Below are 22205 nucleotides of genomic sequence, written 5' to 3' on the forward strand. Positions count from 1 at the left end.
GCGCGAGCCTGCCGTCACCCGCCCGGCACCACGGTCACGGCAGCGGTGCTGCTCGCGCCGACGAGCGGGCTGGCCGGCGATCCCGGGATCGTCAGCGGGAGGTCGAGCGGCGCGCTGAGGCGGACGGTCACCGAGCGCCCGACGGGGTCGACGCGTACGCCGACCCGGATGCCGGGGTACTTCGCGCCTGCGCCGGCGCGGGCGAGGTAGTCGCGGACCCCGGCCTCGACCGCGGCCTCCTGCTGGGTGAGCCGCTCGCCGTCGAGGCCCTGCTCGTAGATGCCGGCCGAGCCGAGGTCGGCGCCGTAGAGGGCGGCGCCGTCGGCGAGGTTGTCGAGGCCCTGGCGCTGGAGGTAGGTGGCCGACGCGTCGATGACCACCACGATCGCCATGAGCAGGATGCTCGCGAAGCCGATGATCAGCAGGGTGACCTGGCCCTGCTCGTCACGCTCACCCATCGGGCTCGTCCGGCCCGGACTCGACGTACTGGCCGATCGGGACGGTGTGCGTCGCGTCGAGGGAGAAGCTCGCCGACCCCCTGCCGAGGATCGCGGGGAAGAACGGCAGCCGGACACCCGAGGCGACGCGCACGGTGATGACCGAGGTGCCGACGTGGCAGTCGCCCGCCGGCGCGTCGCACGTGACCGTCACCCGGGCGCGCTGGCCCGGCGCGCCCTGGTCGGCGAGAACCTGGCTGACCACGGCCTCGGCTCGGCGCTCACCGGTCGCGTCGTCGGGAGCGAGTGCGTAGGCCCGACCGGCCGCACGCGCGGCGGCGCTGGTGGCGAACGCCCCCTGCTGGACCTCGAAGACCGAGATCACGATCCACACCAGGGGCACCAGCAGGATGATCGCCAGCCAGCTGAGCTCGACCAGCGCCGAGCCCTGCTCGTCGCGGCGCCGGACCACTGGCAGGCTCACGGGGTCGGCACCTCCGCCACGGCATGGCCGGTGACGCGGATCGGGACCCCGGTGTGACCGAGCCCCAGCAGGCCGACGTCGGCCTCGACGACGGCCACGTAGCCGGGCGCGCCCCCGACGAGCGCGGGTCGGACGGTGACGGTGTGGACGAAGTCGCGCGAGAGCGCGCCGTCCACGAGCTCGTGCACCTTCGCCTGGCCGGCCGGTGCGGACGACCCGGCGACCGCGGCGTGCCGGGCGCCCTCGGCCGCGGCCGAGGCGAGGGTGTTGCGGACGTGCAGCACCAGCGCGAGCTGGAGGATGCCGATGACCAGCGGCAGCAGGACCAGCAGGACGAGGACGAAGTCGACGACCGCTGCCCCTCGCTCGCCGGGGCGGGTGCCGCGGAGCACGTCCGGCCTAGCCGCTGACCATCGAGAACGCCCGCGACAGCAGGGAGCGCAGCTCGTCGCTGACGAAGGGCGTGAGCGCTGCCACGACGATGGCGGTCATCAGCGTGACCATCACCCACCCCGGCACGTCGCCCCGGTCGTCGCGGCGGCGGCCTGCGAGGTCGAGGTGCACGAGGTGGAGGTGGAGCAGGGGTCTCGAGAGGGGTGGAGGCATGACGTGTCCTTTCGTTGGAGGCATCAGGGGGTGGTGAGGCGCAGGCCGAGCACGCCCGGGTAGAAGGCGAACAGGATGGTCACCGGCAGCACGAAGAACACGACCGGAGCCATCATCGCGATCTCCTTGCGCGCCGCCGTCTCGATGAGCAGGCGCCGGCCCGCCTCGCGTACGTCGGCGGCCTGGGCGTGCAGCACGTCGGCCAGCGGGGTGCCACGCTCCATCGCCACGGTGATGCCCGTCGCGAACCGGGCCACGATGGGCAGGCCGGTGGAGCGCGCGAACGACTCGAACGCGGCGCCGACGGGCTCGCCGGTGCGGATCCGGGCGAGCACCTGGGCGAGGTCGTCGGACAGGGCACCGTTGCTGCGGCGCACGACCCGGTCGAGCGCCGCCACGGGACTCTCCCCGGCCGCCACGGACAGGGCCAGCAGCTCGGCGACCGTGGGGAACTCGACGAGGATCTGGCGCTCGCGCTCCTTCACCTGCGTGCTGAGCCGGTTGTCGCGCAGGGAGACGCCGCCCGCGAAGCCGAGCAGGCAGAAGACCAGGCCGGACGCGACGCCGCCCACCCCGCCGAGCGCGCGCAGCAGGACGACCGCGGCGGCGGCCGCGAAGCCGACGAGGCCCCACACGACCTGCTCGGTGCGGAAGTCCTGGACGGTCCGGTCGAGCCCGGCGCGCTGGAGCCGACGGCGCACCGACGCGCTCCCGCCGAGCACCCGCTCGACCACGTCGGCCGCCCGGCGCAGTGATGGCCCGAAGATCCGCGCGGCCGCCGAGGTCGGCGTCGACACCACGGGCCGCAGGACGGCGGTCTCGTCGAGGCGTGGCACGTCGCGCAGGTAGGGCAGCACCCGCACCGAGAGCAGCGGGCGCCGCAGCACCGCGACCCGCGTCAGGACGAGCAACAGCCCGGCCCCGGAGGTGCCGCCGAGGAACGCGCCCCACACCGCGGTGCTCACGACAGGATCCGCTTCTCGATGGGCAGCCGGCCGATCCGCATCATCGCGGCGTAGGCGAGCACGCACACGCCGAAGCCGATGCCGAGCACCAGCACGCCGCCGGGTGAGGCGTACTGCCGGATGGCGGTCGTCTGGAACGACATCAGGAGCAGCACGATCCACGGCGCGGACACGGCCAGCCGGGCGCCGTTGACGGTCCAGGCCTGCCGCGACTCGAGCTCGGAGCGGGTGCGCGCGTCGTCGCGCAGGAACCCCGAGAGGTTGCGCAGGAGGCGGCCGAGGTCTCCGCCGCCGACCTCGCGGGCAAGCCGCAGGCCCTCGACCACCCGGTCGCCGACGGGGTCGGCGAGCCTGTCCTTGAGCCGATCGAGGCACTCGCCGAACCGCCCCGTGACCTGGTAGTCGAGGGCGAACCGGGAGAAGTCGGCGCGCAGCGCCTCCGGCCCGTTGGTGCCGAGGGCGGCGACGGCATCGGGCAGGGAGAGGCCGGCCCGCACGGCGCTGGCGAGGTTGTCGACCGCCTCGGGCCACACCTCGGCGAACTCGCGCAGCCGCCGGGTCGCGCGCTGGCGGAGGACGGCGATGGGCAGGTAGGCGGCCATGAGGGCGAAGGTGAACGCGACCGGTGGGGTGCGCGAGACGGCCTGCACGAGCGCGAAGGCGACCGCGAGGAGCACCGCACAGAGCGTCAGGACGCTCGCCGGGGTGACGTCGGAGAGCCCGGCACGACCGAGGAGCCGGCTGAGCGCCGTCGAGGTCGGCGCCCCGGACCTCGGCCGCCGCGGCAGGACGAACGCCGACCAGATCAGGAGCAGGCCGACGCCCACCCCCAGCCCGACGAGCGCGCCCATCAGCGACCGACCTCCTCGGACGCGAGCACCTGGTGGACGTCGATGCCCACCCGTTCGTAGCGCTCGACCCGGGCCGGCACTCCGCCGGTGCGGCGCAGCTCGCCGCCGTGCCGCACGAAGATCGGCTCGACCTCGATGATGTCGGCCTCCACCCGGCCCGGCACCGACACGACCTCGTTGACCCGGCGTAAGCCGTCGGCGCCCAGGCCGAGGTGCACCACGATGTCGACGCTGCTCGCCACCGTCGGCACCACGAAGCGGGCCGAGATGTTGTCGCCCGCGAGCAGCGGCAGGGTGCACATCTTGACCAACGCCTCACGGGCGCTGTTGGCGTGGAGGGTGCACATGCCGGGCAACCCCGAGTTGAGCGCGAGGAGCAGGTCGAGGCACTCGGCCGCGCGCACCTCGCCGACCAGGATCCGGCTCGGGCGCATCCGCAGCGCCTCCTTGACCAGGTCGCGCAGCACGATCTCGCCCGTCTGCTCGAGCCCCGCCTGCCGGGTCTGCATCGCGACCCAGTCGGGGTGGCTGAAGCGCAGCTCGAAGACCTCCTCCGCGCTGACGACCCGCTCGCCGCCGGGCACGGCTGCGGCCAGGCAGTTGAGCATGGTCGTCTTGCCGGCCTGGGTGCCGCCGGCGACGAGGATGTTCATCCCCGCACGCACCGACGCCTCGAGGAAGCGGGCGGCCTGCGGGGTGAGGCTGCCGAGCGCCACGAGGTCGGAGAGCCGGTGGGCGCGCAGCAGGAACTTGCGGATGTTGACCGCGGTGAACCCGCGCGCGATGCCCTCCAGCACGACGTGGAGGCGGTGGCCCTCGGGCAGCATCGCGTCGACGAAGGGGGTGGAGATGTCCAGGCGGCGCCCGCTCGACTTCAGCATCCGCTCGACGAGCTCGTCGACCTGCGCGGCGTCGAGGCGCAGGTTGGTGAGCTCGTGGCGGCCGCGGCGGGCGATGAAGACCCGGCTGGGGTCGTTGATCCACACCTCCTCCACCTCGGGGTCGTCGAGATAGGGCTGGAGCGGGCCGAAGCCGGAGAGCCGGGCGACCAGCTCGCCGACCACCGCACCGTCGTCGGCGATCGGGGCCACCGCTCCGGTGAGGCTGAGCTCGTCGTGGGCGCGCACCACGTCCTCGGCGATGCGGCGCACGACGGCCGGCTCGCGCTGCGGGTCGACACCCTCGCGCCGCACCTGCTCGCGCACGCGGGCGTCGAGGGCCTCGACCATGCTGTTGTCTGCGGTGTCTGGACGCGCCAGCGTCATGGTGGTGCCCCCATCCCGAGAAGGTTGCCGGCACTCGGAAACTACCCGCACCGAGCGGGCGCAAAACAGAGGTCTGGACCAATCTGTGGAGAGCAGCCCCTCACGCGGGCTGTCGGCGTGGAGGGTGCGCGTGTCGCCCCGGAGTGGCGAGCACGGGGCGCATGCCGACATCATGCCCGGCGTGACCCACGACACCCGCGACACCTACGCCGTGATCGGGGCCGGCCCCTCGGGCCTGGCCGCCGCCCGTAACCTCCAGAAGGCCGGCATCCCCTGGTCGGGCTACGAGCTGGCGTCCGGCGTCGGCGGACTCTGGGACATCGGCGGGCCGCGGAGCACCGTCTACGAGTCCGCGCACCTGATCTCGTCGAAGACCACCACGCAGTTCGCCGAGCACCCGATGCGCGCCGACGTCGCCGACTACCCCTCGCACCGCGAGCTGCTCGGCTACTTCCGCAACTTCGCCGAGACCTACTCGCTGACCGACGGCTTCGCGTTCGGCACCGAGGTCGTCTCCGCGCGGCCGACCGGCGACGGCTCCTGGACGGTGGTCTCCACGGGTCCGGCGGGGACCGTCGAACGCCGCCACGCCGGCGTGATCGCCGCCAACGGGACGCTCAGCGAGCCGTCGGTGCCGGCGTTCGCGGGATCCTTCGACGGCGAGATGTTCCACACCAGCGCCTACAAGTCGCCCACGGTGCTCGCGGGCAAGCGGGTGCTGATCATCGGCGCCGGCAACTCCGGGTGCGACATCGCCGTCGACGCGGTCCACCACGCGGCCTCGGTGGACATGTCGGTGCGGCGCGGCTACTACTTCGTCCCGAAGTACCTGTTCGGCAAGCCCGCGGACACCCTCAACCAGGGCAGGCCGCTGCCGCCGCGGATCAAGCAGGCGATCGACTCCCGCGTGCTCAAGCTGTTCACCGGCGACCCGGTGAAGTTCGGCTTCCCCAGGCCCGACTACAAGATCTACGAGTCGCACCCGATCGTGAACTCGCTGGTGCTGCACCACCTCGGCCACGGCGACCTGGCCGTCCGACCGGACGTCCGCCGGTTCGCCGGAGGGGAGGTCGAGTTCGTCGACGGCAGCACGAGCGCGTACGACGTGATCGTGCTGGCCACCGGCTACCACCTGCACTACCCGTTCCTGGACCCCGCGCTGCTGCGCTGGAAGGGCCGAGGGAGCGCGCCGGACCTCTACCTCAACATCTTCACGCAGGAGGACCCCGACCTCTTCGTGCTCGGCATGATCGAGGCCTCCGGCATCGGCTGGCAGGGACGCTACGAGCAGGCCGAGCTCGTGGCGGCGTACCTGCGCGCGCGCAGCGACAACCCGGCCGCCGCACGCGACTTCGAGGCCCGCGTCGGCGGGCCCCGGCCGGACCTCTCGGGCGGATACCGCTACCTCGGACTGGAGCGGATGTCCTACTACGTCAACAAGGACGCCTACCGCTCCGCGGTGCGCGCCGAGATCGAGAGGCTCCAGGCATGACCCCCATGGCCACCGACGTCGACACCATCAGGATCGTCTTCGAGGAGGGCTCGCTGACGACGTTGAAGATCGTCATCGGCGCGATCCTCTTCGGTATCGCGCTGGACACGAGGCTCGAGGACTTCGCGGTCGCGCTCAGGCGCCCGTTCGCTATCACCGTCGGCGTGCTCGTCCAGTTCCTCGCCCTGCCGGCGATCACCTTCCTGCTCACGCTGGTGCTCGACCTGCGTGCCTCACTCGCACTCGGGCTGATCCTCGTGGCCTGCTGCCCGCCGGGGAACGTCTCGAACATCCTCACCCACCGCTCCGGCGGCGACGTCGCGCTGTCGGTGTCGATGACCGCGGTCGGCAACGTGCTCGCGATCTTCCTGATGCCGCTCAACGTCGCGTTCTGGGGCGGCCTGCACCCCACGGGCAAGGCGATCCTCGAGGACATCTCGCTCTCGGCGAGCGACATGCTCGTCGAGGTGGGGCTGGTCATCGGGGTCCCCTTCGCCCTCGGCATCACCATCGCCCGGCTGTGGCCCCGGATCGCGGCGGTCGGGCACCGCATCGTCGGACCGCTGTCCTACGTCGCGCTCGCCGGGATCATCGTCATCGGCGTCGCCAACAACTGGGACGTCTTCGTCGACTACATCGGGGTCGTGCTGATCGCGGTGTTCCTGCACGACGCGCTCGCCCTGGCGCTCGGGTACGCCGTCGGCAAGGGCGCCCGCCTGCCCGACGGCAGCGTCCGGGCGATGACCTTCGAGGTCGGCATCCGCAACGCCGGGCTCGGTCTGCTGCTGGTGTTCACCTACTTCGACGGCCTCGGGGGCATGGCGCTGGTCGCGGCCTGGTGGGGCATCTGGGACATCATCGCCGGGCTCACCGTCGCCGTCGCCTGGCGGCGGGTCCGCGGCACGGCACCCGCCACGACCTCGGCGGAGGTGACCGCATGAAGGTCCTGGTCACCGGAGGCGGCGGGTTCCTCGGCTCGTCGGTCGTGCGCGGGCTGGCCGCGGCCGGACACGAGGTGGTGAGCACCGACCTGCGGCCACCGAGCGTGGTCATGGACGTGACCTCGGCGGAGCAGGTCTCGCAGGTCATCTCGGCCGAGCGGCCGGAGGTGGTCGTCCACCTCGCGTCGATCGTCACCCCCGGCCCGGGCTCCACCCGCGAGCTCGAGCACGCCGTCGACGTCACCGGGACGCGCCACGTCCTCGACGCCTGTGTCGCCGCCGGGGTGCGGCGCGTGGTCGTCTCCTCCAGCGGGGCCGCGTACGGCTACCACGCGGACAACCCGGCCTGGATCACCGAGGACCAGCCCGTCCGCGGCAACGAGGAGTTCGCCTACAGCCACCACAAGCGGCTGGTCGAGGAGATGCTCGCGTCCTACCCCTCCCTGGAGCAGGTCGTGCTGCGCATCGGCACCATCCTCGGGCGGTCGGTCGACAACCAGATCACCGCGCTGTTCGAGCGCAGGCGGCTGCTGCGGATCCGCGGGTCGGAGTCGCCGTTCGTGTTCATCTGGGACGAGGACGTCGTCGCGATCATCCAGCGGGCCGTGACCGGGTCGGTCACCGGCGTCTTCAACGTCGCGGGCGACGGCGCGCTGACGATCACCGAGATCGCCGGACTGCTCGGCAAGCCGGTGCTGACCGTCCCCGAGCCGGTCCTGCGGGGCGCGCTCGCCGTGGCGTCGCGAATCGGCCTCTCCCCGTACGGACCGGAGCAGACGCGGTTCCTGCAGTATCGCCCGGTGCTCGACAACACGCGCCTGAAGGCGGTGTTCGGGTACACCCCGACCAGGACGTCGCGCGAGGCGTTCGACGAATGGAGGGCCGCTCGGCGGTCATCCTGACCACCCGGTCCGCACAGCGTCCCCGGCTGCGTACGAGCAGAGGGCCGTGCCAGTCAGGTGCGACGGTCGCATCGCACCCGGCGCTCGGCGTCGCAGGTGTCGCGCCCGCCGCGGCCGTTTGGTGGCGTCGCGGCCGCGGTCGCCGTCCAGGTGGTCGTCCCCCGGGGTGCCCTTGATCGTGTCGTCGCCCCGGCCGCCGTTCACGACCGCGCGGTACGTGCCGCACTCCGGGGTGCCCATCTCAGCGCCGTCGCGGTCGCCGGACTCGGCCTCGGCGATGACGAGGTCGTTGCCCGGTCCGGCGTTCACCGACGCCTTGCACGCCACGACCAGGATCGGCTCGCCGCTGTGGAACTCATCGGCGTCTGCTGACGAACCCTAGGACTTGACCGCGGCCCGAAAGGTCGTCGCGGACCGGGTCGTCACCGGTCCTGCGCGGTCGTGGGGCCGTGCCGCGCCTCCTCGAGCCGCCCGGCGAGGAATCGACGCTCCGCCTCGTTGTCGGTGAGCGCCAACGCCTCCTCGTACGCCTCGAGCGCCTTTCGGTGGCTGCCGAGGCTCAGGAGGAAGTGGGCCCGCGCGGCGCTGAGGTATCCGCCGTACGTCGCCAGTGCCGGCTCGTCCATCAGCGGCCGGAGCGCCTCGAGCCCGGCTCGCGGGCCGTCCCGGAGGCCGACGGCCACGGCACGGTTCAGCGCGACGACGGCGGAGGGGAAGCGGCGGATCATGACGTCGTAGAGGTCGACGATCTCCCCCCAGTCCGTCGCCTCCCACGTCGGCGCATCGGCGTGGACCGCCGCCACGGCTGCCTCCAGGGCGTAGCGGGACGGGGGGCCGCTCCGCAGCGCCGCGCTCAGCAGGCGCGTGCCCTCCGCGATCGCGGCCCGGTCCCACTGCGACCGATCCTGCTCGGACAGGACGCGGGGCCGGCCATCGGGGCCCACCCGTGTCGCACGCCGCGCGTCGTTGATGAGGAAGAGGGCGAGCAGGGCGGCGGCGTCCGGGTCGTTCGGCATGAGCGTGCGCAGCAACCTGGCGAGACCGATGGCGTTGTCGACCAGGTCGTGACGCACGAGCTGGGTCCCGACGGGTGCTGTGTGCCCGGTGGTGAAGATCAGGTGCACCACCTCGAGGACGGCTCCGACGCGTTCGGGCAGGTGGTCGGGGGTCGGCACCCGGTAGGGGATCGCGGCCACCGCGATCTTCTTCTTCGCCCGGGTGATCCGCGCGGCCATCGTCGACTCCTGCACGAGGAAGGCACGGGCCACCTCGACGGTGGACATCCCACAGACCAGCCGCAGCGTCAGCGCGACCTGCGCCTCGCGAGCGAGCGCAGGGTGGCAGCAGGTGAAGATGAGCCGCAGCCGGTCGTCGTCGAGACCGTCCTCCGGGCCCGGCACCGACGCGCTCTGCACCAGCTGCGGCAGCGAACGCCGCCACACGGAGTCGCGCCGCACGATGTCGAGCGCCCGGTTGCGGGCGACCTGCGTCAGCCAGGCGGCCGGCCGCGACGGAACGCCCGACTGCGACCACGTCTCCAGCGCGCGGGCGTAGGCGTCCTGCGTGCACTCCTCCGCGAGGCCGAGGTCCCCCGTCACCCGGGCCGTGGTCGCGAGGATCCGGGCCCAGTCGGTGCGGTGCGCGTCAGCGAGCGCAGCGAGGACCTCACCGCTCATCCGTGGTCCACCAGCGGGCGGATCTCGACGCCGCTGTGGTGGGCATGCACCTCCTGCAGCCCGGGGACCAGCGCGAGCACCTCGTCGAGGTCGGCGGCCTCGAGGACGTAGTAGCCGCCGAGGACCTCCTTGGTCTCGAGGAAGGGCCCGTCCGTCGTGACGATCCGACCGCCGGCATCCGAGCGCACCGTCGTCGACATGGGTGGGGGCTGGAGCTCGGCACTGTCGAGGATCCGGGGCCCCGCTGACGCCGCGAAGGCCGCGTGCGCCGCGTAGAGAGCCTCTTGCTCCTCGGGCGTCATCTCGTCCCACTGCTGCTGGTCGCCGTAGATCAGGATCATGTACTTCGCCATCGCGCGCGTCCTCTCGTGCTCTCTCCGGGGTCTGTCTACTCCTACGACGAACCGCCGGCGCCACGATCGACAGGACCCGGGTGGGATCGGCAGGTCGTCGACCGGTCTGTCGATGGTGGCGCCTCGGTCCTCGTCGGACGAGTAGACCCGGTTCCGGCGACAGCGGATCCGGACGACCCGAAGGAGTACCCCTGATGCCGCCGTTCCGAGATGCCTATCCCGAGATGTTCCTCGCCATCGCGCAGGACCACATCCGCGCAGCCGAGCACGCCGAACGAACGAGGCTCGCCCGTCGCCGGTGGTGGCGTGTCGTCCAGCGGGGCGCCGCATCGCGGTGACCCGTCGCACCAGCCCCCGGAAAGCAGGTGCGTGCCCGGCAGCCACGGCACTAGTCTCGCGCGATGCGTGCCGAAGCGACCTTCACGGTGGCGGAGTTCCAGCCCGCCTCGATCAGTCCGGAGCCGGCGATCACCGCGCGGCTGCCCATCGGTGTGGCGGTGATGCTGAAGGAGTTCGCCGGTGAGCTCTCCGGCCGCTCCGCCACCGTCTTCACCTCGGTGTTCGACGACACGACCGGTGTCGGCACCTACGTCGCGGTCGAGGCGTTCGAGGGATCGCTGGGCGAGCGGAGCGGGGCCTTCAACTTCGTCCACTCCGCCAGCACCTCCGGCACCGACCGCACCGCCGAGCACCTCGCCATCGTGCCGTCCAGCGGCTCGGGCGAGCTCAGCGCGATCTCGGGGACCGGCGGGATCACCGTGGACGACACCGGGGTGCACCGCATCTGGCTGTCCTACGATCTGGGCTAGCGACGCCGCCCCCGACCCCGCGGCTGCAATATCGATGGTCTGCGAGCACCCCCGTCGCGATCATGGTCGAGTGACGAGGAAGCCCATCGCGACACCGGCCGGGTCCGGCGCCGCCCCGCAGCCGGTCGACGAGCGGGCCGCCCGCACGGCCCACGGCGCGCTGGCGCTGTGGGCGCTGCTGTTCGCCGCGCCGCACCTCTACTGGGCGTTCGGGGGCCGTGGCGGTCTCGGCGCCGAGAGCGGGGCCGCCGACGCCGCGCTCGGGACGACCTGGTTCTCCGCCTACAACTGGGGCGTCACCGTCGCCTCGGTGCTCGGCGCCCTCCTGTGCGGCTGGCTCGCGCTGCGACCTCGTACGCACGTCCCCGGCTGGCGCCGCGTCCTGCAGGTCACGGCCGTCCTGCTGCTCGTCCGAGGCGCGATCGGGCTGCTGTCCCTGCTCCTGCTGGTGCCCGACGGGCCCATGCCGCCCTACCTCCTGGTCGCCGTCGAGCCGTGGTTCGTCATCGGCGGCCTGCTGTGCGCGCACGCCGCTCGCACCGCGGGCCCGGCCCGTGTCGGGCGCCGGCCGCGCCCGGCCACCGACACCGACTGAGACCGGCCCGACCAGCCCCCGGGACGCGTACGCCACCCGACCGGCACCGCCTCCGCACGAGCGCGCGGGGACCCGTGTCGTTGGCCCCTGTTCCCCCCCGTCGGCCGCACATAGCGTCGGGATCGCGACCACGACCCGTGGCCGACTCACTGGACCGAACTCGGAGGAGCAGACATGGCCACCTTGACCGTGTGGAAGTTCGACACCCCGGAAGGCGCCGAGCAGGCGGAGAAGGCGTTGTTCAAGCTCCAACGCCAGGAGCTCATCACGGTGCTCGACGCCGCCACCGTGTCGTGGCCCGAGGGGAAGAAGCGCCCCCGCACGCGCCAGGCCAACGACCTCTGGGGCCCGGGACTGTTGGGCGGGATGTTCTGGGGCCTGCTCTTCGGGATCATCTTCTTCATCCCGCTGATCGGCCTCGCCGTCGGCGCCGCCACCGGCGCCCTCATCGGCGCCCTGACCGACATCGGCATCGACGACAAGTTCATCAAGGACGTCCGCTCCAAGGTCACGCCGGGCACCTCGGCGCTCTTCGTGCTCAGCTCGGACGCCGTGATCGACCGCGTCCACAGCTCCCTGCGCGAGGAGGGCATCCGCGGCGAGCTGATCGAGACCAACCTGTCCGCCGAGGAGGAGGCCAAGCTCCGCGCGGCGGTCGAGGACGACCACCAGGACGCCTGAGCGACCCGGGCACGCGGCCGCGTCGCCTCAGACGCGGCCGCGCAGGATGCGGCGCCAGTAGACCTGCGGAAGGGCGTACCGGTCCACCCACCAGGTCACCGCCCGCGGCACGGTGAGGTCGGGGAACGGCACGCTCGGCCGCGGTCGGCCGTCGCGGTCCACCTCGACGAGCATGAGCCGGCGCCGCGCGGTCGTGATCGGCATGACGGTGTAGCCGTCGTAGTGCGCCATCGGCCCCCCGGTGCGGGCGGCGAGGAGGTTGGGCGCCAGCACGGCGACCTGCTTGCGCAGGGCTCCCCCCGAGGGCCGGGTGCGCAGGTCGGCGACATCGCCGAGCGACCACACGTCGGGGAAGCGGCGGTGCCGCATCGTCAGCGGGTCGACGTCGACCAGGCCCGCGGGGTGGCCCCCGGCGAGGCCGGAGTCGGCCACCCAGCCGGGCGCCCGGTAGTGCGGCACGACGTGCGCGAACGCGACGTCGTCGAGCCGGTCGGGCCCGGTCGGCGTGACCAGCGTGACCCGGCCGTCGTGGAGCCCGGTGACCAGCGACTCGCGGTGGACCGTGACGCCGTACGACGCCAGCGCCGCCTCGAGGCTGGCGTCCGGCCCGTCGAGGCCCAGCGGCGTGCGGCCGGGGAGCACCAGGTGGACGTCGACGTCGTGCAGCACGCCGGCACGGCGCCAGTGGTCGCAGGCCATGAAGAGCGGCTTGAGCGCGGTCGCGCCACACGGCGCCGGCTCGGGCGGGACCGTGAACACGACGCGCCCCGACCGCACCCCGCGCAGCGCCGGCCAGACACCCGCGGCGGTGTCGTCGTCGAACGTCGAGGCCGCCCACCCGCTGGCGTACGCCTCGCGCAGGCCCGGGGTCGCGTCCCAGTCCTCGTCGAGACCGGGGCACACCACCAGCGTCGTGCCGGTGAGGCGGCGACCCGAGCGGGTCTCCACCGACGGCCCGGACGGGTCGACCGCGACGACCTCGTCGCGCAGCGCCGTGCAACCCTCGGGCACGACCCGATCCGCCGGGCGGGAGAGCGACGCCATGGTCGCCTCGCCACCGCCGACGTAGTTGAGGAGCGGGCGGTAGCGGTGCACCGGGCGGGACTCGACCACGGCGACGTCGGGGGCCCCGTCACGCAGCAGGCGGGCGGCGAGCGAGATGCCGGCGTTGCCGCCGCCGACGATCAGGACGTCGTGGTGCTGGGGGGTGTCGGGCACCCTGCCACGCTAGCCCGCGGTGTCAGGTGCCGGTCTCGAGGCGGAAGCCGACCCCGCGGATCGCGACGACCTTCTCGCCGGCCGCGGCGGCCTCCAGCTTGCTGCGCAGGCGCCCGATCGTGACGTCGAGGGTCTTGGTCGAGCCGTACCAGTTCTGGTCCCACACCTCGGTCATCAGCGTCTCCCGCGACACGACCTTGTCGTGGTGGGTGGCGAGGACGGCGAGGACGTCGAACTCCTTGGCGGTCAGCGCGATCTCGCGCTCGCCCAGGTGCACGCGGCGCGAGCCCGCGTCGATGCGCAGGCCCGAGGACGTGGTGACGGTCGTGGCGTCGTGCGCCGGCGCGCCGCCGCTGCGGCGCAGCAGGGCCCGCACCCGCGCGAGGAGCTCGGCGAGGCCGAACGGCTTGGCGAGGTAGTCGTCGGCACCGACGTCGAGCCCGACGACGCGGTCGAGCTCGCCGGCGCGGGCGGTCACCATGATGATGCCGCCGAGGTAGCCGCCCGAGCGCATCTGGCGGCACACGTCGATGCCGTCCATGTCGGGCAGGCCCAGGTCGAGGATCACGAGCGCCGGCCCCGCGCCCACCGCGAACGACACGGCCTCGGAGCCCACGGACACCCGGTTGACCTCGTAGCCCTCACGCTCGAGCGTGCGCATGAGGGGGACGGCGATGTCTTCCTCGTCCTCCACCACCAGCACGTCGTGAGCCATGGCGAGAGCATAGAGGCGCTTCCAGCAAACGGTGGGGCGAATCGGACGGCCGTGGTCCGCCTCACCCCTGGGGGTGTCAGGCCTCGAAGACGTCGCCCAGCTCGGCGACCCGGCGGAGCACCTCGTCCATCGAGAGCTGCTCGAGCGCGAGGTCGTCGGCGGCCCCCTCCTCGACCTCCGCCCAGGTCAGCGGCGCCGCGACGGTGGGTCGCTCCCGGCCGCGCAGCGAGTAGGGGGAGATGGTCGTCTTGGAGCCGGAGTTCTGCGACCAGTCGAGGAACACCTTGCCCGGCCGCTTGGCCTTGGTCATCACGCTCGTGACCTGCTCGGGGTGCTCCCTCATCAGCTCCTCGGCGACCTCCTTGGCCAGGGCCGTCGTGCCGTCGCTGTCGAGACTGCCGCGCCCGGTGGGCAGCGGGGCGTAGAGGTGCAGCCCCTTGCTCCCGCTGAGGACGGGCGTGCAGCCGAGGTCGCGCTCGACCAGCGCGTCGCGCACCAGCAGCGCCACCTGCGCGCACTCGTGAAGCCCTGCGGGCTCGCCGGGGTCGAGGTCGATGACGAGCCGGTCGGGGTTGCGCGGCCGGCCCTTCGCGTCGACGGTCCACTGGTGGACGTGCAGCTCGAGGGCGGCGAGGTTGGCCAGCCAGGTGAGGGTGGCGAGGTCGTCGCAGATCGGGAAGCGGATGGTGCCGTCGCCCTTGCCCGAGCGCGAGCCCGTGGTCGGCACCTCGTGCGTGCGCACCCACGACGGCGTGCGGGAGGGCGCGTTCTTCTCGAAGAAGCTCGATCCCTCGACGCCGTGCGGCCAGCGGATGCGGGTGACGGCGCGGTCGCGCAGGTGCGGCAGCAGGACCGGGGAGACCTGCGCGTAGTAGTTGAGCACCTCCCCCTTCGTCGTGCCGGTGCGCGGGTAGAGCACCTTGTCGAGGTTGCTGATGGTGAGCGTGCGGCCCTCCACGTCGACCTGCACCTCGCTCACGCCTTCCGCTCCCCTCGGGAGAGGTCCTCGGGCGTCACGTCGTCCCGCACGCCCTGGAACGACGGCTGGCGCAGCCGGTCGTAGCCCAGCCCGTGGGTGTCGACGTCCACCACGACCCGCGGCTCCACCCAGAACGTGCCGGCCGCGTCGACCCGCGGCACCTCGTCGGCGAACGGCGACGTCCCGGTCGCGAGCGGGGCGAGCAGGCCGGCGAGCCGCGCGCTGGTGGCGCCGGCGATGCCGCTGCCCACCCGTCCGCGGTAGAGCAGGCCGTCGGGCGTCTGCTCGCCGACGAGCAGGGCCGCGAGTCGGTCGGTCGTGCCGACCTGGGGGCGCCAGCCACCGACGACGAACGAGCCACGGTGGCGGTGGGCGAGCTTGCGCCAGTCCTCGCTGCGGGCGCCGAAGCGGTAGCGCGACGAGCGGCGCTTGCTCACCACCCCCTCCAGGCCCTGCTGCAGGGTGGCCTCGAAGAGCATGTCGCCGTCGTCGTACGACGCCGGGACCTGCCACGTCGAGTCGGCCAGCGGCAGCCCTTCGAGCAGTGCCCGCCTCTCCTCCAGCGGTCGGGAGGTGAGGTCGTCGCCGTCGAGGCGCAGGAGGTCGAAGACCATCAGCGTGGCCGGCACCGCCGTGACGAGGCGGGCCACCTCCCGGCTGTTGCGCACGTGCATGCGGTGCTGGAGCACCCGGAAGTCGGGGACGCCGCGCTCGTTGAGGGCGATCACCTCGCCGTCGACGAGGACGTCGCGGTCGCCGAGCGGCGAGACGGCCAGGTCGGGCCAGGCCGGGGTGACGTCGTTGTCGTTGCGGCTGGTCATCCGCACGCCGCCGTCGCGGACGTCGACGAGCACGCGTACGCCGTCCCACTTGACCTCGTGCAGCCACTCGGCCCCCGCGGGCACGCGGTCGGTCTTGCTGGCGAGCATCGGGCGCACGGGGTGCAGTCTGGCACCAGGGCGCGCGGGCGGCACCCCGCGAGGGGAGACGACCGTCCGTGGCGGCGGCTATCGTCGGTGCATGCGTGCGATCTGGAAGGGTGCCGTCTCCTTCGGCCTGGTCAGTGTCCCGGTCAAGCTCTACGCCGCCACGGAGAGCCACGACGTGTCCTTCCGGCAGGTGCACGCCAAGGACGGCGGCCGGATCAAGTACCAGCGGGTCTGCTCCCTCGACGGCGAGGAGGTGGCCTACGCCGACATCGCCAAGGGCTACGAGACCGAGGACGGCGAGATGGTCATCCTCACCGACGACGACATGGCCGAGCTGCCCTCGACGTCGTCGCGGGAGATCGCGGTGGAGAAGTTCGTGCCTCGCGAGCAGATCGACCCACTGCTGTTCGAGAAGTCCTACTACCTCGAGCCCGAGGGCGCCGGCGCCAAGCCCTACGCCCTGCTGCGCCAGGCCCTCAAGGACGCCGACCGGATGGCGGTGGTGACCGTCGCGCTGCGCCAGCGCACCACCATCGCGGTGCTGCGGGTGCGCGAGACCGAGGCCGGGGAGGTCATCGTGCTCCAGACGATGATGTGGCCCGACGAGGTGCGCACCCCCGACTTCAAGGTCGAGGTCGACGACGCCAAGCCGCAGGAGGTCAAGATGGCCCACATGCTCGTCGAGACGCTGTCGGGCGACTTCGACGCCACCGAGTTCGAGGACGACTACGCCGGCGCCGTCGAGGCGCTCGTGAAGTCGAAGATCGAGGGTGGGGAGATCAAGCGCACCGAGACCTCCACCAAGACCTCCGGCGAGGTCGTCGACCTCCTGGCCGCGCTGCAGAAGTCGGTCGCCGCCGCCAAGAGCGCCCGCGGCGAGGACGCCGCCTCGTCCGACGACTCCGACTCCTCTGACGCCGATTCCGACGAGGACGAGAAGCCGGCGAGGAAGAGCGCCGCGAAGAAGCCCTCGGCCAAGAAGGCGCCCGCCAAGAAGGCGGCGGCGAAGAAGTCGAGCGCCACGAAGAGCACGACCAAGAAGACCGCGGCGAAGAAGCAGGCCAGGAAGGCCAGCTGACCCTCCCCTCAGGCCGAGGGCCGGGCCGTCAGGGGCCGGGGCCGTCAGGCGCTCGCGAGGTCGCGCAGGTCGGCGAGGATCTCCTCGAACCTCGCGACCAGCGAGATGTGTCCCTCGTCGTCGAACAGGTGCGCCCGTGCGCCGGGGATCGCGGCCGCGAGCCAGCGACCGTGCTCGAAGGGCACCATCTTGTCGTGGGCGCCCTGCCAGACCGAGGTGGGCACGGTGACCTCGGCGACGTCGAAGCCCCACGGCCGCACGATCTGCAGGGTGTCCTCCACCATGCCACCGGGTCCCTGCGCCATGGCGTGGCGGAAGGATGCGGCGACGTACCCGGCGAACCCGCCCGTCAGGGCAGCGGCGTCGACCTCGTCGACCAGGCCACCGAAGGCGGCGACGATGTCGTCGGCCGTCACGGCGCCCAGCTCGGCGGCCTGCTCGGTCGCGATCGGGAGGTAGGCCTCGCGACCGGACGCCGCGGCCGCGAAGTCGCGGACGTTCTCCGGACCCATGCCGGCGCTCCAGTCGAGCCCGGCGGCGTCGAACGGGGCGACGCCCGCGAGGAGGGCCACCGACCGGCACCGCTGCGGCATGGTCGCCGCGCACGCCAGGGCGCGCGGCCCGCCGCCGGAGTGGCCGAGCGTGACGAACTCGTCGATCCCGAGGTGGTCGAGCAGGGCCGCGGTGTCGTCGGCGTCGGCGACGAGCGGCACCGGCCATCCCTCCGGCGCGGGCCGGGGGGTGGAGGCGCCGTATCCCGGGCGTGAGCACGTGACCAGCCGGAGGCCGGCTCGCCCGGCGGCGTCGCACAGGGACGGGTCGACGACCGCGGCACTCGGGGTGCCGGAGTGGTGGACGAGCGCGAGGCCGTCGGGGGCGCCGCCGGTGAGGTACTCCAGCCGTCGTCCGTCGGGCAGGGTCAGCAGCTCAGCCGGGGAGGTCATGCCGGATCGTCGCACAGGTGCTCCGCGGTCAGGACGCGCCCACTCGACCCCGATGCGCGGTCAGGACGCGCCCACTCGGCCCCGATGCGTGGTCAGGACGCGCCCACTCGACCCCGATGCGCGGTCAGGACGCGCCCACTCGGCCCCTTCGCGCGGTCACGCGCCGCCCCCGCCGATCCACGAGCGGATCTCGTCGGCGTGCTGGTCGAGCAGCGGAGGGGCGACGTGGTCGCGCCGGGTGACCTCGGTGCCCTCGGCGTCGAAGAACCGCAGCGGCGGGCCGGGCAGGGTGATGTCGCCGAGCGTGGGGTGCTCGACGTCGACGAGCAGTCCCTGGCTGGCGACCTGGTCCCACACATAGACCTCGTCGAGCGTGCGCACCTTGCCCGCCGGCACGCCGACCTCGGCGAGGCGGGCGAGCAGGGGCTCGGCGTCCCAGTCGGCGAAGGCCCGCTCGACCACCTCGATGACCTCCTCGCGGCGGGCGACCCGCTCGCCGTTGGTGGCCATCCCCTCGGCCTCGGGGTCGAGCCCGAAGCCCTCGCAGAACCGCTTCCACAGCCCCTCGCTGCCCAGCGCGATCTGCACCGCGCCGTCGCGGCAGTGGAACAGGCCGTAGGGGGCGATCGAGGGGTGGTGGTTGCCCTGGGCGCGCCCGACCTCGCCGGCCACGGTCCAGCGGGTGCCCTGGAAGGCGTGCACCCCGACGACCGACGCGAGCAGCGACGTACGCACGACCGTGCCCTTGCCGGTGCGCTCGCGCTCGTGGAGCGCGGCGAGCACGCCGTAGGCGCCGTACATCCCCGACAGCAGGTCGGCGATGGGCACGCCGACGCGCTGCGGGTCGTCGGGACCCGACCCGGTGAGCGACATCAGGCCCGCCTCACCCTGGGCGATCTGGTCGTAGCCGGCGCGACCTCCCTCGGGACCGTCGTGGCCGAAGCCGGTGATGGAGAGCACCACGAGCCGCGGGTTGCGGCGCATCAGCTCCTCGATGCCGAGGCCGAGGCGCTCCAGCACGCCGGTGCGGAAGTTCTCGACCAGCACGTCGGCGCGCTCGACGAGGCCGACCAGCACGTCCTTGTCGACGTCGTCCTTGAGGTCGAGCGCGATCGACTCCTTGTTGCGGTTGGTGCAGAGGAAGTAGGTCGACTGGCGCGCGTCGGGCTCGCCGACGAACGGCGGTCCCCAGCCGCGGGTGTCGTCGCCGCTGCCGGGCGCCTCGACCTTGATCACCCGCGCGCCGAGGTCACCGAGCATCTGGGTGGCGTGCGGGCCGGCGAGCGCGCGGGTGAGGTCGACGACCAGGAGGTCGGAGAGCGGGCCGGTCGGGGATGCGGTCGCGTCGGTCATGTCGGGGTTCACCATCCGGGGAGGACGAGGGCGGCCCAGACGAGCAGCGGCCCGGCCAGGGTGACGATCAAGGCGTAGGTCAGGATCTGCTTGTAGTAGACCGGCTCCTCGATCGTGTCGGGCTTGTTGGCCAGCATGAGCGCACCGTTGGTCGAGAACGGGCTGACGTCGACGATGGTCGAGGCGACGGCGAGGGCCGCGACGAACATCGCCGCGTTGATGCCGCCGTCGGCGATGAGGGGCACGGCGATCGGGATGATGACCGGCAGCAGCGCGGTCGAGGAGGCGAACGCCGACACGACGCCGCCGACGTAGCAGAGGACGAGGGCACCGATGGCGGCCGCACCGAGGCCGGCGGCCCAGCTGCCGACGAACTCCGGCGAGCCGGCGGTGGTGAGGATCGTGGCGTAGGTGCTGACGCCGGCGACGAGGAGCACGGTGGGCCAGGCCACCTGGCGGATGGCGTCCTTGTGCTCGTTGGGCGAGAGCATCGCGAGGATGACCGCGGCCGTGATGGCGACGAAGCCGATGTTCTTGTCGAAGACGAGGGCGACCAGAGCCACCCCGACGAACGCGACCAGGGTGAGCACCTGGTCGCGGCGCACGCCCTGGGCCTGGGTGCCGACCGGGGCGGTCGCGCCCATCCCCCGCGCCGGCACCGTGACTCCGCCGCGGTGCAGGTCGTCGTCGAGCGTGTCGTCGTCGTCCGGGTCGATCCGCAGCGCCATCAGCTTGCGGCCGCCGAGGACCACGAAGAGGATCGCGGCCATCACCGTGTTGACGACCAGGCTGGCGAGGAAGACGGTGATCTCGCTCGAGGGCAGGCCGGCGTCCTCCATCACCGAGTTGGTGATGACGCCGTAGATGCTGATCGGCGAGAAGCCGCCGGCCTGGGCGCCGTGCACGACGAACATGCCCATCATCAGCGGGCTGATGCCGTAGCGCCCGGCGAAGCCCAGCGCGATCGGGCCGATGATCGCGCACGCGGCGGGGCTGACCGCGCCGATGCCGGTGAGGACGCCGGTGACGGCGAACATCACCCACGGGATCAGCGCCACGCGTCCGCCGACGGCGCGCACGGCCGTGCGCACGATCAGGTCGACGGTGCCGTTGTTGCGGGCGATGGCGAACAGGTAGGTGACGCCGATCAGCGTCAGGATCAGGTCGCCGCTGACGCCGGCCAGGATCTCCTTCTCGTCGAGGTCGAGGGCGTACATGCCGACGAACCACGCGGCCACGTAGGCCAGCGCGCCCATGTTGATCGGCAGCACCGTGCCGACCACGAACAACGCGACCAGCGCGATGATCGCAATCCATTCCGGACCCATTGCGGTCCCCTTCCGAGTAGAGGGCCGGCACGGCGGGGCCTCGGGGGGTGGGCCCTGGTCACAGCGCGGCGCAGTGGCCTAGCCAATAGGACAATGAGCCGGATCGTCAATAGGCTGGAGACATGTCCGAGTCGTCCTCCTTCCCCCAGCGCCTGCTCCGTACGCGGCTCTACGAGCAGGTCGCCGGGCAGATCTCGGCCTGGATCGACGACAACGGGCTGACGGCGGGCGACCGGCTGCCCCCCGAGCGCGAGCTGGCCCAGCGCCTCGGCGTCAGCCGCGCCACGCTCAGCCAGGCGCTCGTCGCGCTGGAGGTGATCGGCGTGGTCGAGGTGCGCCACGGCGACGGCACCGTCGTCACCGCCGGGCACCGCACGACGCGCCGCATCGTCGACGCGATCCGCAGCCACGCCGACCGGCTGCCCGAGATCATCGAGACCCGCGACGCCCTCGAGACCAAGATCGCCGCGCTCGCCGCCGTGCGTCGCACCGACGACGACCTCGCGCGCATCGACGACGCCCTCGACGCGATGGCCGCCGACATCGAGGCCGGCGGGCGCGGCGTGGAGGGCGACGAGCGCTTCCACGGCGCGGTCACCGCCGCGTCGCACTCCCTGCTCCTGGCCCGGCTGATGGACGAGATCGGCGACCTGGTCGAGGAGACGCGGCTGGAGTCGCTCGGCCAGCCGGGCCGCCCCCAGGACTCGCTGGCCGGCCACCGCGCGATCGCCGAGGCGATCCGTGCGCAGGACGCGGCCGGCGCGGCCGAGGCGATGCACGCGCACGTGGCGCTGGTCAGCGACGTCGCGCTCCTCCGCGAGCAGCAGTGAGTCCCGCGGAGCTGGTCCTGGTCGTGGCGACCGGGCTCGCCGCCGGCGTCCTGTCGTCCACCGTCGGGGTGGCGTCGCTGCTCAGCTTCCCCGTCCTCGTCGGCCTCGGGCTGCCCCCGGTCGTCGCCAACGTCTCCAACACCATGGGTCTCATCCCCGGAGGGCTCGGCGGGGTCGTCGGCTACCGGCAGGAGGTGCGCGAGGCGGGTCGTGTGGCGTACGTGATCATGGTCGTCTGCGGCCTCGGCGCGATCCTCGGCGCCGCGCTCCTGATCGGACTGCCACCCGGCGTCTTCGAGGCGATCGTGCCCTACCTGATCCTCTTCACCTGCCTGCTCGTCGGCATCCAGCCACGGATCGCCGCCTGGCTGCGGGCGCGCCACGAGACACGCCACGGCGTCGCCCTGGCCGAGCGCCGCCACATGTCGCCCCTGACCACCGTCTTCGCCACGATCACGGGCGTCTACGGCGGATACTTCGGCGCCGGCGCGGGGGTGATGATGGTCGCGGTGCTCGGCATCGGCACCGACCTCGAGCTGCGCGTCGTCAACGGGCTGAAGACCCTGTCGCTGATGGTCGGCAACATCGTCGCGGGCGCCATCTTCGCCGTCGTGGCCGACCCGCGCTGGGACGTCGTGGTGCTGCTCGCGGCCGGCTCGCTGGTCGGCGGCTACGTCGGCGCGCGCATCGGTCGCAAGCTGCCCGACGCGGTCTTCCGTGGTGCCGTCGTCGCGGCGGGCGTGGTGGCGGCGCTCCTGCTGTTCTGAGTCCTGG

Annotated in this window: 27 protein-coding genes; 10 read left to right on the forward strand and 17 right to left on the reverse strand. The window is 72.8% G+C overall.

The window, feature by feature from the left end:
- Positions 1 to 14: 14 nt before the first annotated feature.
- Genes AC3X7Z_RS02695 through AC3X7Z_RS02725 form a run of 7 tightly spaced genes read right to left on the reverse strand, consistent with a single transcriptional unit; the run spans position 15 to position 4608 of the window.
- On the reverse strand, positions 15 to 458 hold the full coding sequence (locus AC3X7Z_RS02695) for a Tad domain-containing protein (protein ID WP_489974914.1): 444 nt from the start codon (positions 456 to 458) through the stop codon (positions 15 to 17).
- Positions 451 to 921 carry a hypothetical protein gene (locus tag AC3X7Z_RS02700; protein ID WP_489974915.1) on the reverse strand — a complete coding sequence of 157 codons (471 nt, stop codon included), beginning with the start codon at positions 919 to 921 and terminating at the stop codon, positions 451 to 453. The genes AC3X7Z_RS02695 and AC3X7Z_RS02700 overlap by 8 nt, the downstream gene beginning before the upstream one ends.
- Entirely contained in the window at positions 918 to 1313 is a 396-nt protein-coding gene (locus tag AC3X7Z_RS02705; protein ID WP_489974916.1) for a TadE/TadG family type IV pilus assembly protein, read from the reverse strand. The genes AC3X7Z_RS02700 and AC3X7Z_RS02705 overlap by 4 nt, the downstream gene beginning before the upstream one ends.
- Before the next feature lie 7 nt (positions 1314 to 1320).
- Entirely contained in the window at positions 1321 to 1527 is a 207-nt protein-coding gene (locus AC3X7Z_RS02710; RefSeq protein WP_489974917.1) for a hypothetical protein, read from the reverse strand.
- A 23-nt stretch (positions 1528 to 1550) separates the two neighbouring features.
- Positions 1551 to 2492: a type II secretion system F family protein gene (locus AC3X7Z_RS02715; protein ID WP_489974918.1), complete on the reverse strand. Its 942-nt coding sequence runs from the start codon at positions 2490 to 2492 to the stop codon at positions 1551 to 1553.
- Complete coding sequence (locus tag AC3X7Z_RS02720) at positions 2489 to 3343, reverse strand: type II secretion system F family protein (RefSeq protein WP_489974919.1); 855 nt, start codon at positions 3341 to 3343, stop codon at positions 2489 to 2491. The genes AC3X7Z_RS02715 and AC3X7Z_RS02720 overlap by 4 nt, the downstream gene beginning before the upstream one ends.
- Positions 3343 to 4608 (reverse strand): TadA family conjugal transfer-associated ATPase, encoded by a 1266-nt coding sequence (locus AC3X7Z_RS02725; protein WP_489974920.1) that lies wholly within the window; start codon positions 4606 to 4608, stop codon positions 3343 to 3345. Before AC3X7Z_RS02725 ends, AC3X7Z_RS02720 begins: the two co-directional genes overlap by 1 nt.
- A gap of 181 nt (positions 4609 to 4789) precedes the next feature.
- Here AC3X7Z_RS02725 and AC3X7Z_RS02730 point away from each other — a divergent pair, with 181 nt between their 5' ends.
- The 3 genes from AC3X7Z_RS02730 to AC3X7Z_RS02740 are packed head-to-tail and all read left to right on the forward strand — an operon-like array spanning position 4790 to position 7943.
- Positions 4790 to 6100, forward strand: a complete 1311-nt coding sequence (locus AC3X7Z_RS02730) for a flavin-containing monooxygenase (protein WP_489974921.1) — start codon at positions 4790 to 4792, stop codon at positions 6098 to 6100.
- Positions 6097 to 7041, forward strand: coding sequence for a bile acid:sodium symporter family protein (locus AC3X7Z_RS02735; RefSeq protein WP_186340638.1), 945 nt, complete (start codon positions 6097 to 6099; stop codon positions 7039 to 7041). Before AC3X7Z_RS02730 ends, AC3X7Z_RS02735 begins: the two co-directional genes overlap by 4 nt.
- Positions 7038 to 7943: an NAD-dependent epimerase/dehydratase family protein gene (locus tag AC3X7Z_RS02740; protein ID WP_489974922.1), complete on the forward strand. Its 906-nt coding sequence runs from the start codon at positions 7038 to 7040 to the stop codon at positions 7941 to 7943. The genes AC3X7Z_RS02735 and AC3X7Z_RS02740 overlap by 4 nt, the downstream gene beginning before the upstream one ends.
- Here AC3X7Z_RS02740 and AC3X7Z_RS02745 read toward each other — a convergent pair.
- From AC3X7Z_RS02745 to AC3X7Z_RS02755, 3 genes are all read right to left on the reverse strand, one after another.
- Positions 7935 to 8183 (reverse strand): hypothetical protein, encoded by a 249-nt coding sequence (locus AC3X7Z_RS02745; protein ID WP_489975377.1) that lies wholly within the window; start codon positions 8181 to 8183, stop codon positions 7935 to 7937. The two genes, AC3X7Z_RS02740 and AC3X7Z_RS02745, sit on opposite strands and share 9 nt — an antisense overlap.
- 182 nt (positions 8184 to 8365) lie before the next feature.
- Entirely contained in the window at positions 8366 to 9619 is a 1254-nt protein-coding gene (locus tag AC3X7Z_RS02750; protein WP_489974923.1) for an RNA polymerase sigma factor, read from the reverse strand.
- Positions 9616 to 9972, reverse strand: a complete 357-nt coding sequence (locus tag AC3X7Z_RS02755; RefSeq protein ID WP_489974924.1) for a YciI family protein — start codon at positions 9970 to 9972, stop codon at positions 9616 to 9618. The genes AC3X7Z_RS02750 and AC3X7Z_RS02755 overlap by 4 nt, the downstream gene beginning before the upstream one ends.
- 194 nt (positions 9973 to 10166) lie before the next feature.
- Here AC3X7Z_RS02755 and AC3X7Z_RS02760 point away from each other — a divergent pair, with 194 nt between their 5' ends.
- The 4 genes from AC3X7Z_RS02760 to AC3X7Z_RS02775 all read left to right on the forward strand — a co-directional run bounded on the left by AC3X7Z_RS02760 (position 10167) and on the right by AC3X7Z_RS02775 (position 12057).
- On the forward strand, positions 10167 to 10310 hold the full coding sequence (locus tag AC3X7Z_RS02760; protein WP_206054407.1) for a hypothetical protein: 144 nt from the start codon (positions 10167 to 10169) through the stop codon (positions 10308 to 10310).
- A gap of 63 nt (positions 10311 to 10373) precedes the next feature.
- Complete coding sequence (locus tag AC3X7Z_RS02765) at positions 10374 to 10781, forward strand: DUF3224 domain-containing protein (protein WP_186340633.1); 408 nt, start codon at positions 10374 to 10376, stop codon at positions 10779 to 10781.
- 70 nt (positions 10782 to 10851) lie between these two features.
- Positions 10852 to 11376 (forward strand): DUF3995 domain-containing protein, encoded by a 525-nt coding sequence (locus AC3X7Z_RS02770; RefSeq protein ID WP_489974925.1) that lies wholly within the window; start codon positions 10852 to 10854, stop codon positions 11374 to 11376.
- 174 nt (positions 11377 to 11550) lie between these two features.
- The gene (locus AC3X7Z_RS02775; protein ID WP_186340631.1) at positions 11551 to 12057 is read left to right on the forward strand and encodes a DUF1269 domain-containing protein; all 507 of its coding nucleotides are present in this window, start codon (positions 11551 to 11553) and stop codon (positions 12055 to 12057) included.
- 27 nt (positions 12058 to 12084) lie between these two features.
- Here AC3X7Z_RS02775 and AC3X7Z_RS02780 read toward each other — a convergent pair whose 3' ends face one another.
- The 4 genes from AC3X7Z_RS02780 to ligD (AC3X7Z_RS02795) form a co-directional block, all read right to left on the reverse strand.
- On the reverse strand, positions 12085 to 13275 hold the full coding sequence (locus tag AC3X7Z_RS02780; RefSeq protein WP_489974926.1) for an NAD(P)/FAD-dependent oxidoreductase: 1191 nt from the start codon (positions 13273 to 13275) through the stop codon (positions 12085 to 12087).
- A 22-nt stretch (positions 13276 to 13297) separates the two neighbouring features.
- Positions 13298 to 13990, reverse strand: coding sequence for a response regulator transcription factor (locus AC3X7Z_RS02785; RefSeq protein ID WP_186340629.1), 693 nt, complete (start codon positions 13988 to 13990; stop codon positions 13298 to 13300).
- 76 nt (positions 13991 to 14066) lie between these two features.
- The gene (gene ligD, locus AC3X7Z_RS02790) at positions 14067 to 14969 is read right to left on the reverse strand and encodes a non-homologous end-joining DNA ligase (RefSeq protein WP_489974927.1); all 903 of its coding nucleotides are present in this window, start codon (positions 14967 to 14969) and stop codon (positions 14067 to 14069) included.
- Entirely contained in the window at positions 14966 to 15898 is a 933-nt protein-coding gene (gene ligD / locus AC3X7Z_RS02795) for a non-homologous end-joining DNA ligase (RefSeq protein WP_489975378.1), read from the reverse strand. The genes ligD (AC3X7Z_RS02790) and ligD (AC3X7Z_RS02795) overlap by 4 nt, the downstream gene beginning before the upstream one ends.
- A 91-nt stretch (positions 15899 to 15989) precedes the next feature.
- Between ligD (AC3X7Z_RS02795) and ku the strand changes: the two genes are divergently transcribed.
- Positions 15990 to 16976: a non-homologous end joining protein Ku gene (gene ku, locus AC3X7Z_RS02800; protein ID WP_489974928.1), complete on the forward strand. Its 987-nt coding sequence runs from the start codon at positions 15990 to 15992 to the stop codon at positions 16974 to 16976.
- 44 nt (positions 16977 to 17020) lie between these two features.
- Here the strand turns inward: ku and AC3X7Z_RS02805 are convergent, their stop codons facing one another.
- From AC3X7Z_RS02805 to AC3X7Z_RS02815, 3 genes are all read right to left on the reverse strand, one after another.
- Complete coding sequence (locus AC3X7Z_RS02805) at positions 17021 to 17920, reverse strand: alpha/beta fold hydrolase (RefSeq protein WP_489974929.1); 900 nt, start codon at positions 17918 to 17920, stop codon at positions 17021 to 17023.
- Positions 17921 to 18076: 156 nt separating this feature from the next.
- A complete protein-coding gene (locus AC3X7Z_RS02810) occupies positions 18077 to 19273 on the reverse strand; it encodes a CaiB/BaiF CoA transferase family protein (RefSeq protein WP_489974930.1) in 1197 nt (398 codons plus the stop codon).
- A gap of 8 nt (positions 19274 to 19281) precedes the next feature.
- Complete coding sequence (locus tag AC3X7Z_RS02815) at positions 19282 to 20601, reverse strand: SLC13 family permease (RefSeq protein ID WP_489974931.1); 1320 nt, start codon at positions 20599 to 20601, stop codon at positions 19282 to 19284.
- 122 nt (positions 20602 to 20723) lie between these two features.
- Here AC3X7Z_RS02815 and AC3X7Z_RS02820 point away from each other — a divergent pair, with 122 nt between their 5' ends.
- Positions 20724 to 21431, forward strand: a complete 708-nt coding sequence (locus AC3X7Z_RS02820; RefSeq protein WP_186340623.1) for a FadR/GntR family transcriptional regulator — start codon at positions 20724 to 20726, stop codon at positions 21429 to 21431.
- On the forward strand, positions 21428 to 22198 hold the full coding sequence (locus AC3X7Z_RS02825; protein WP_186340622.1) for a sulfite exporter TauE/SafE family protein: 771 nt from the start codon (positions 21428 to 21430) through the stop codon (positions 22196 to 22198). Before AC3X7Z_RS02820 ends, AC3X7Z_RS02825 begins: the two co-directional genes overlap by 4 nt.
- The last annotated feature ends 7 nt before the right edge of the window (positions 22199 to 22205 follow it).

The organism is Nocardioides sp. Z24_21 (genome assembly GCF_058134345.1).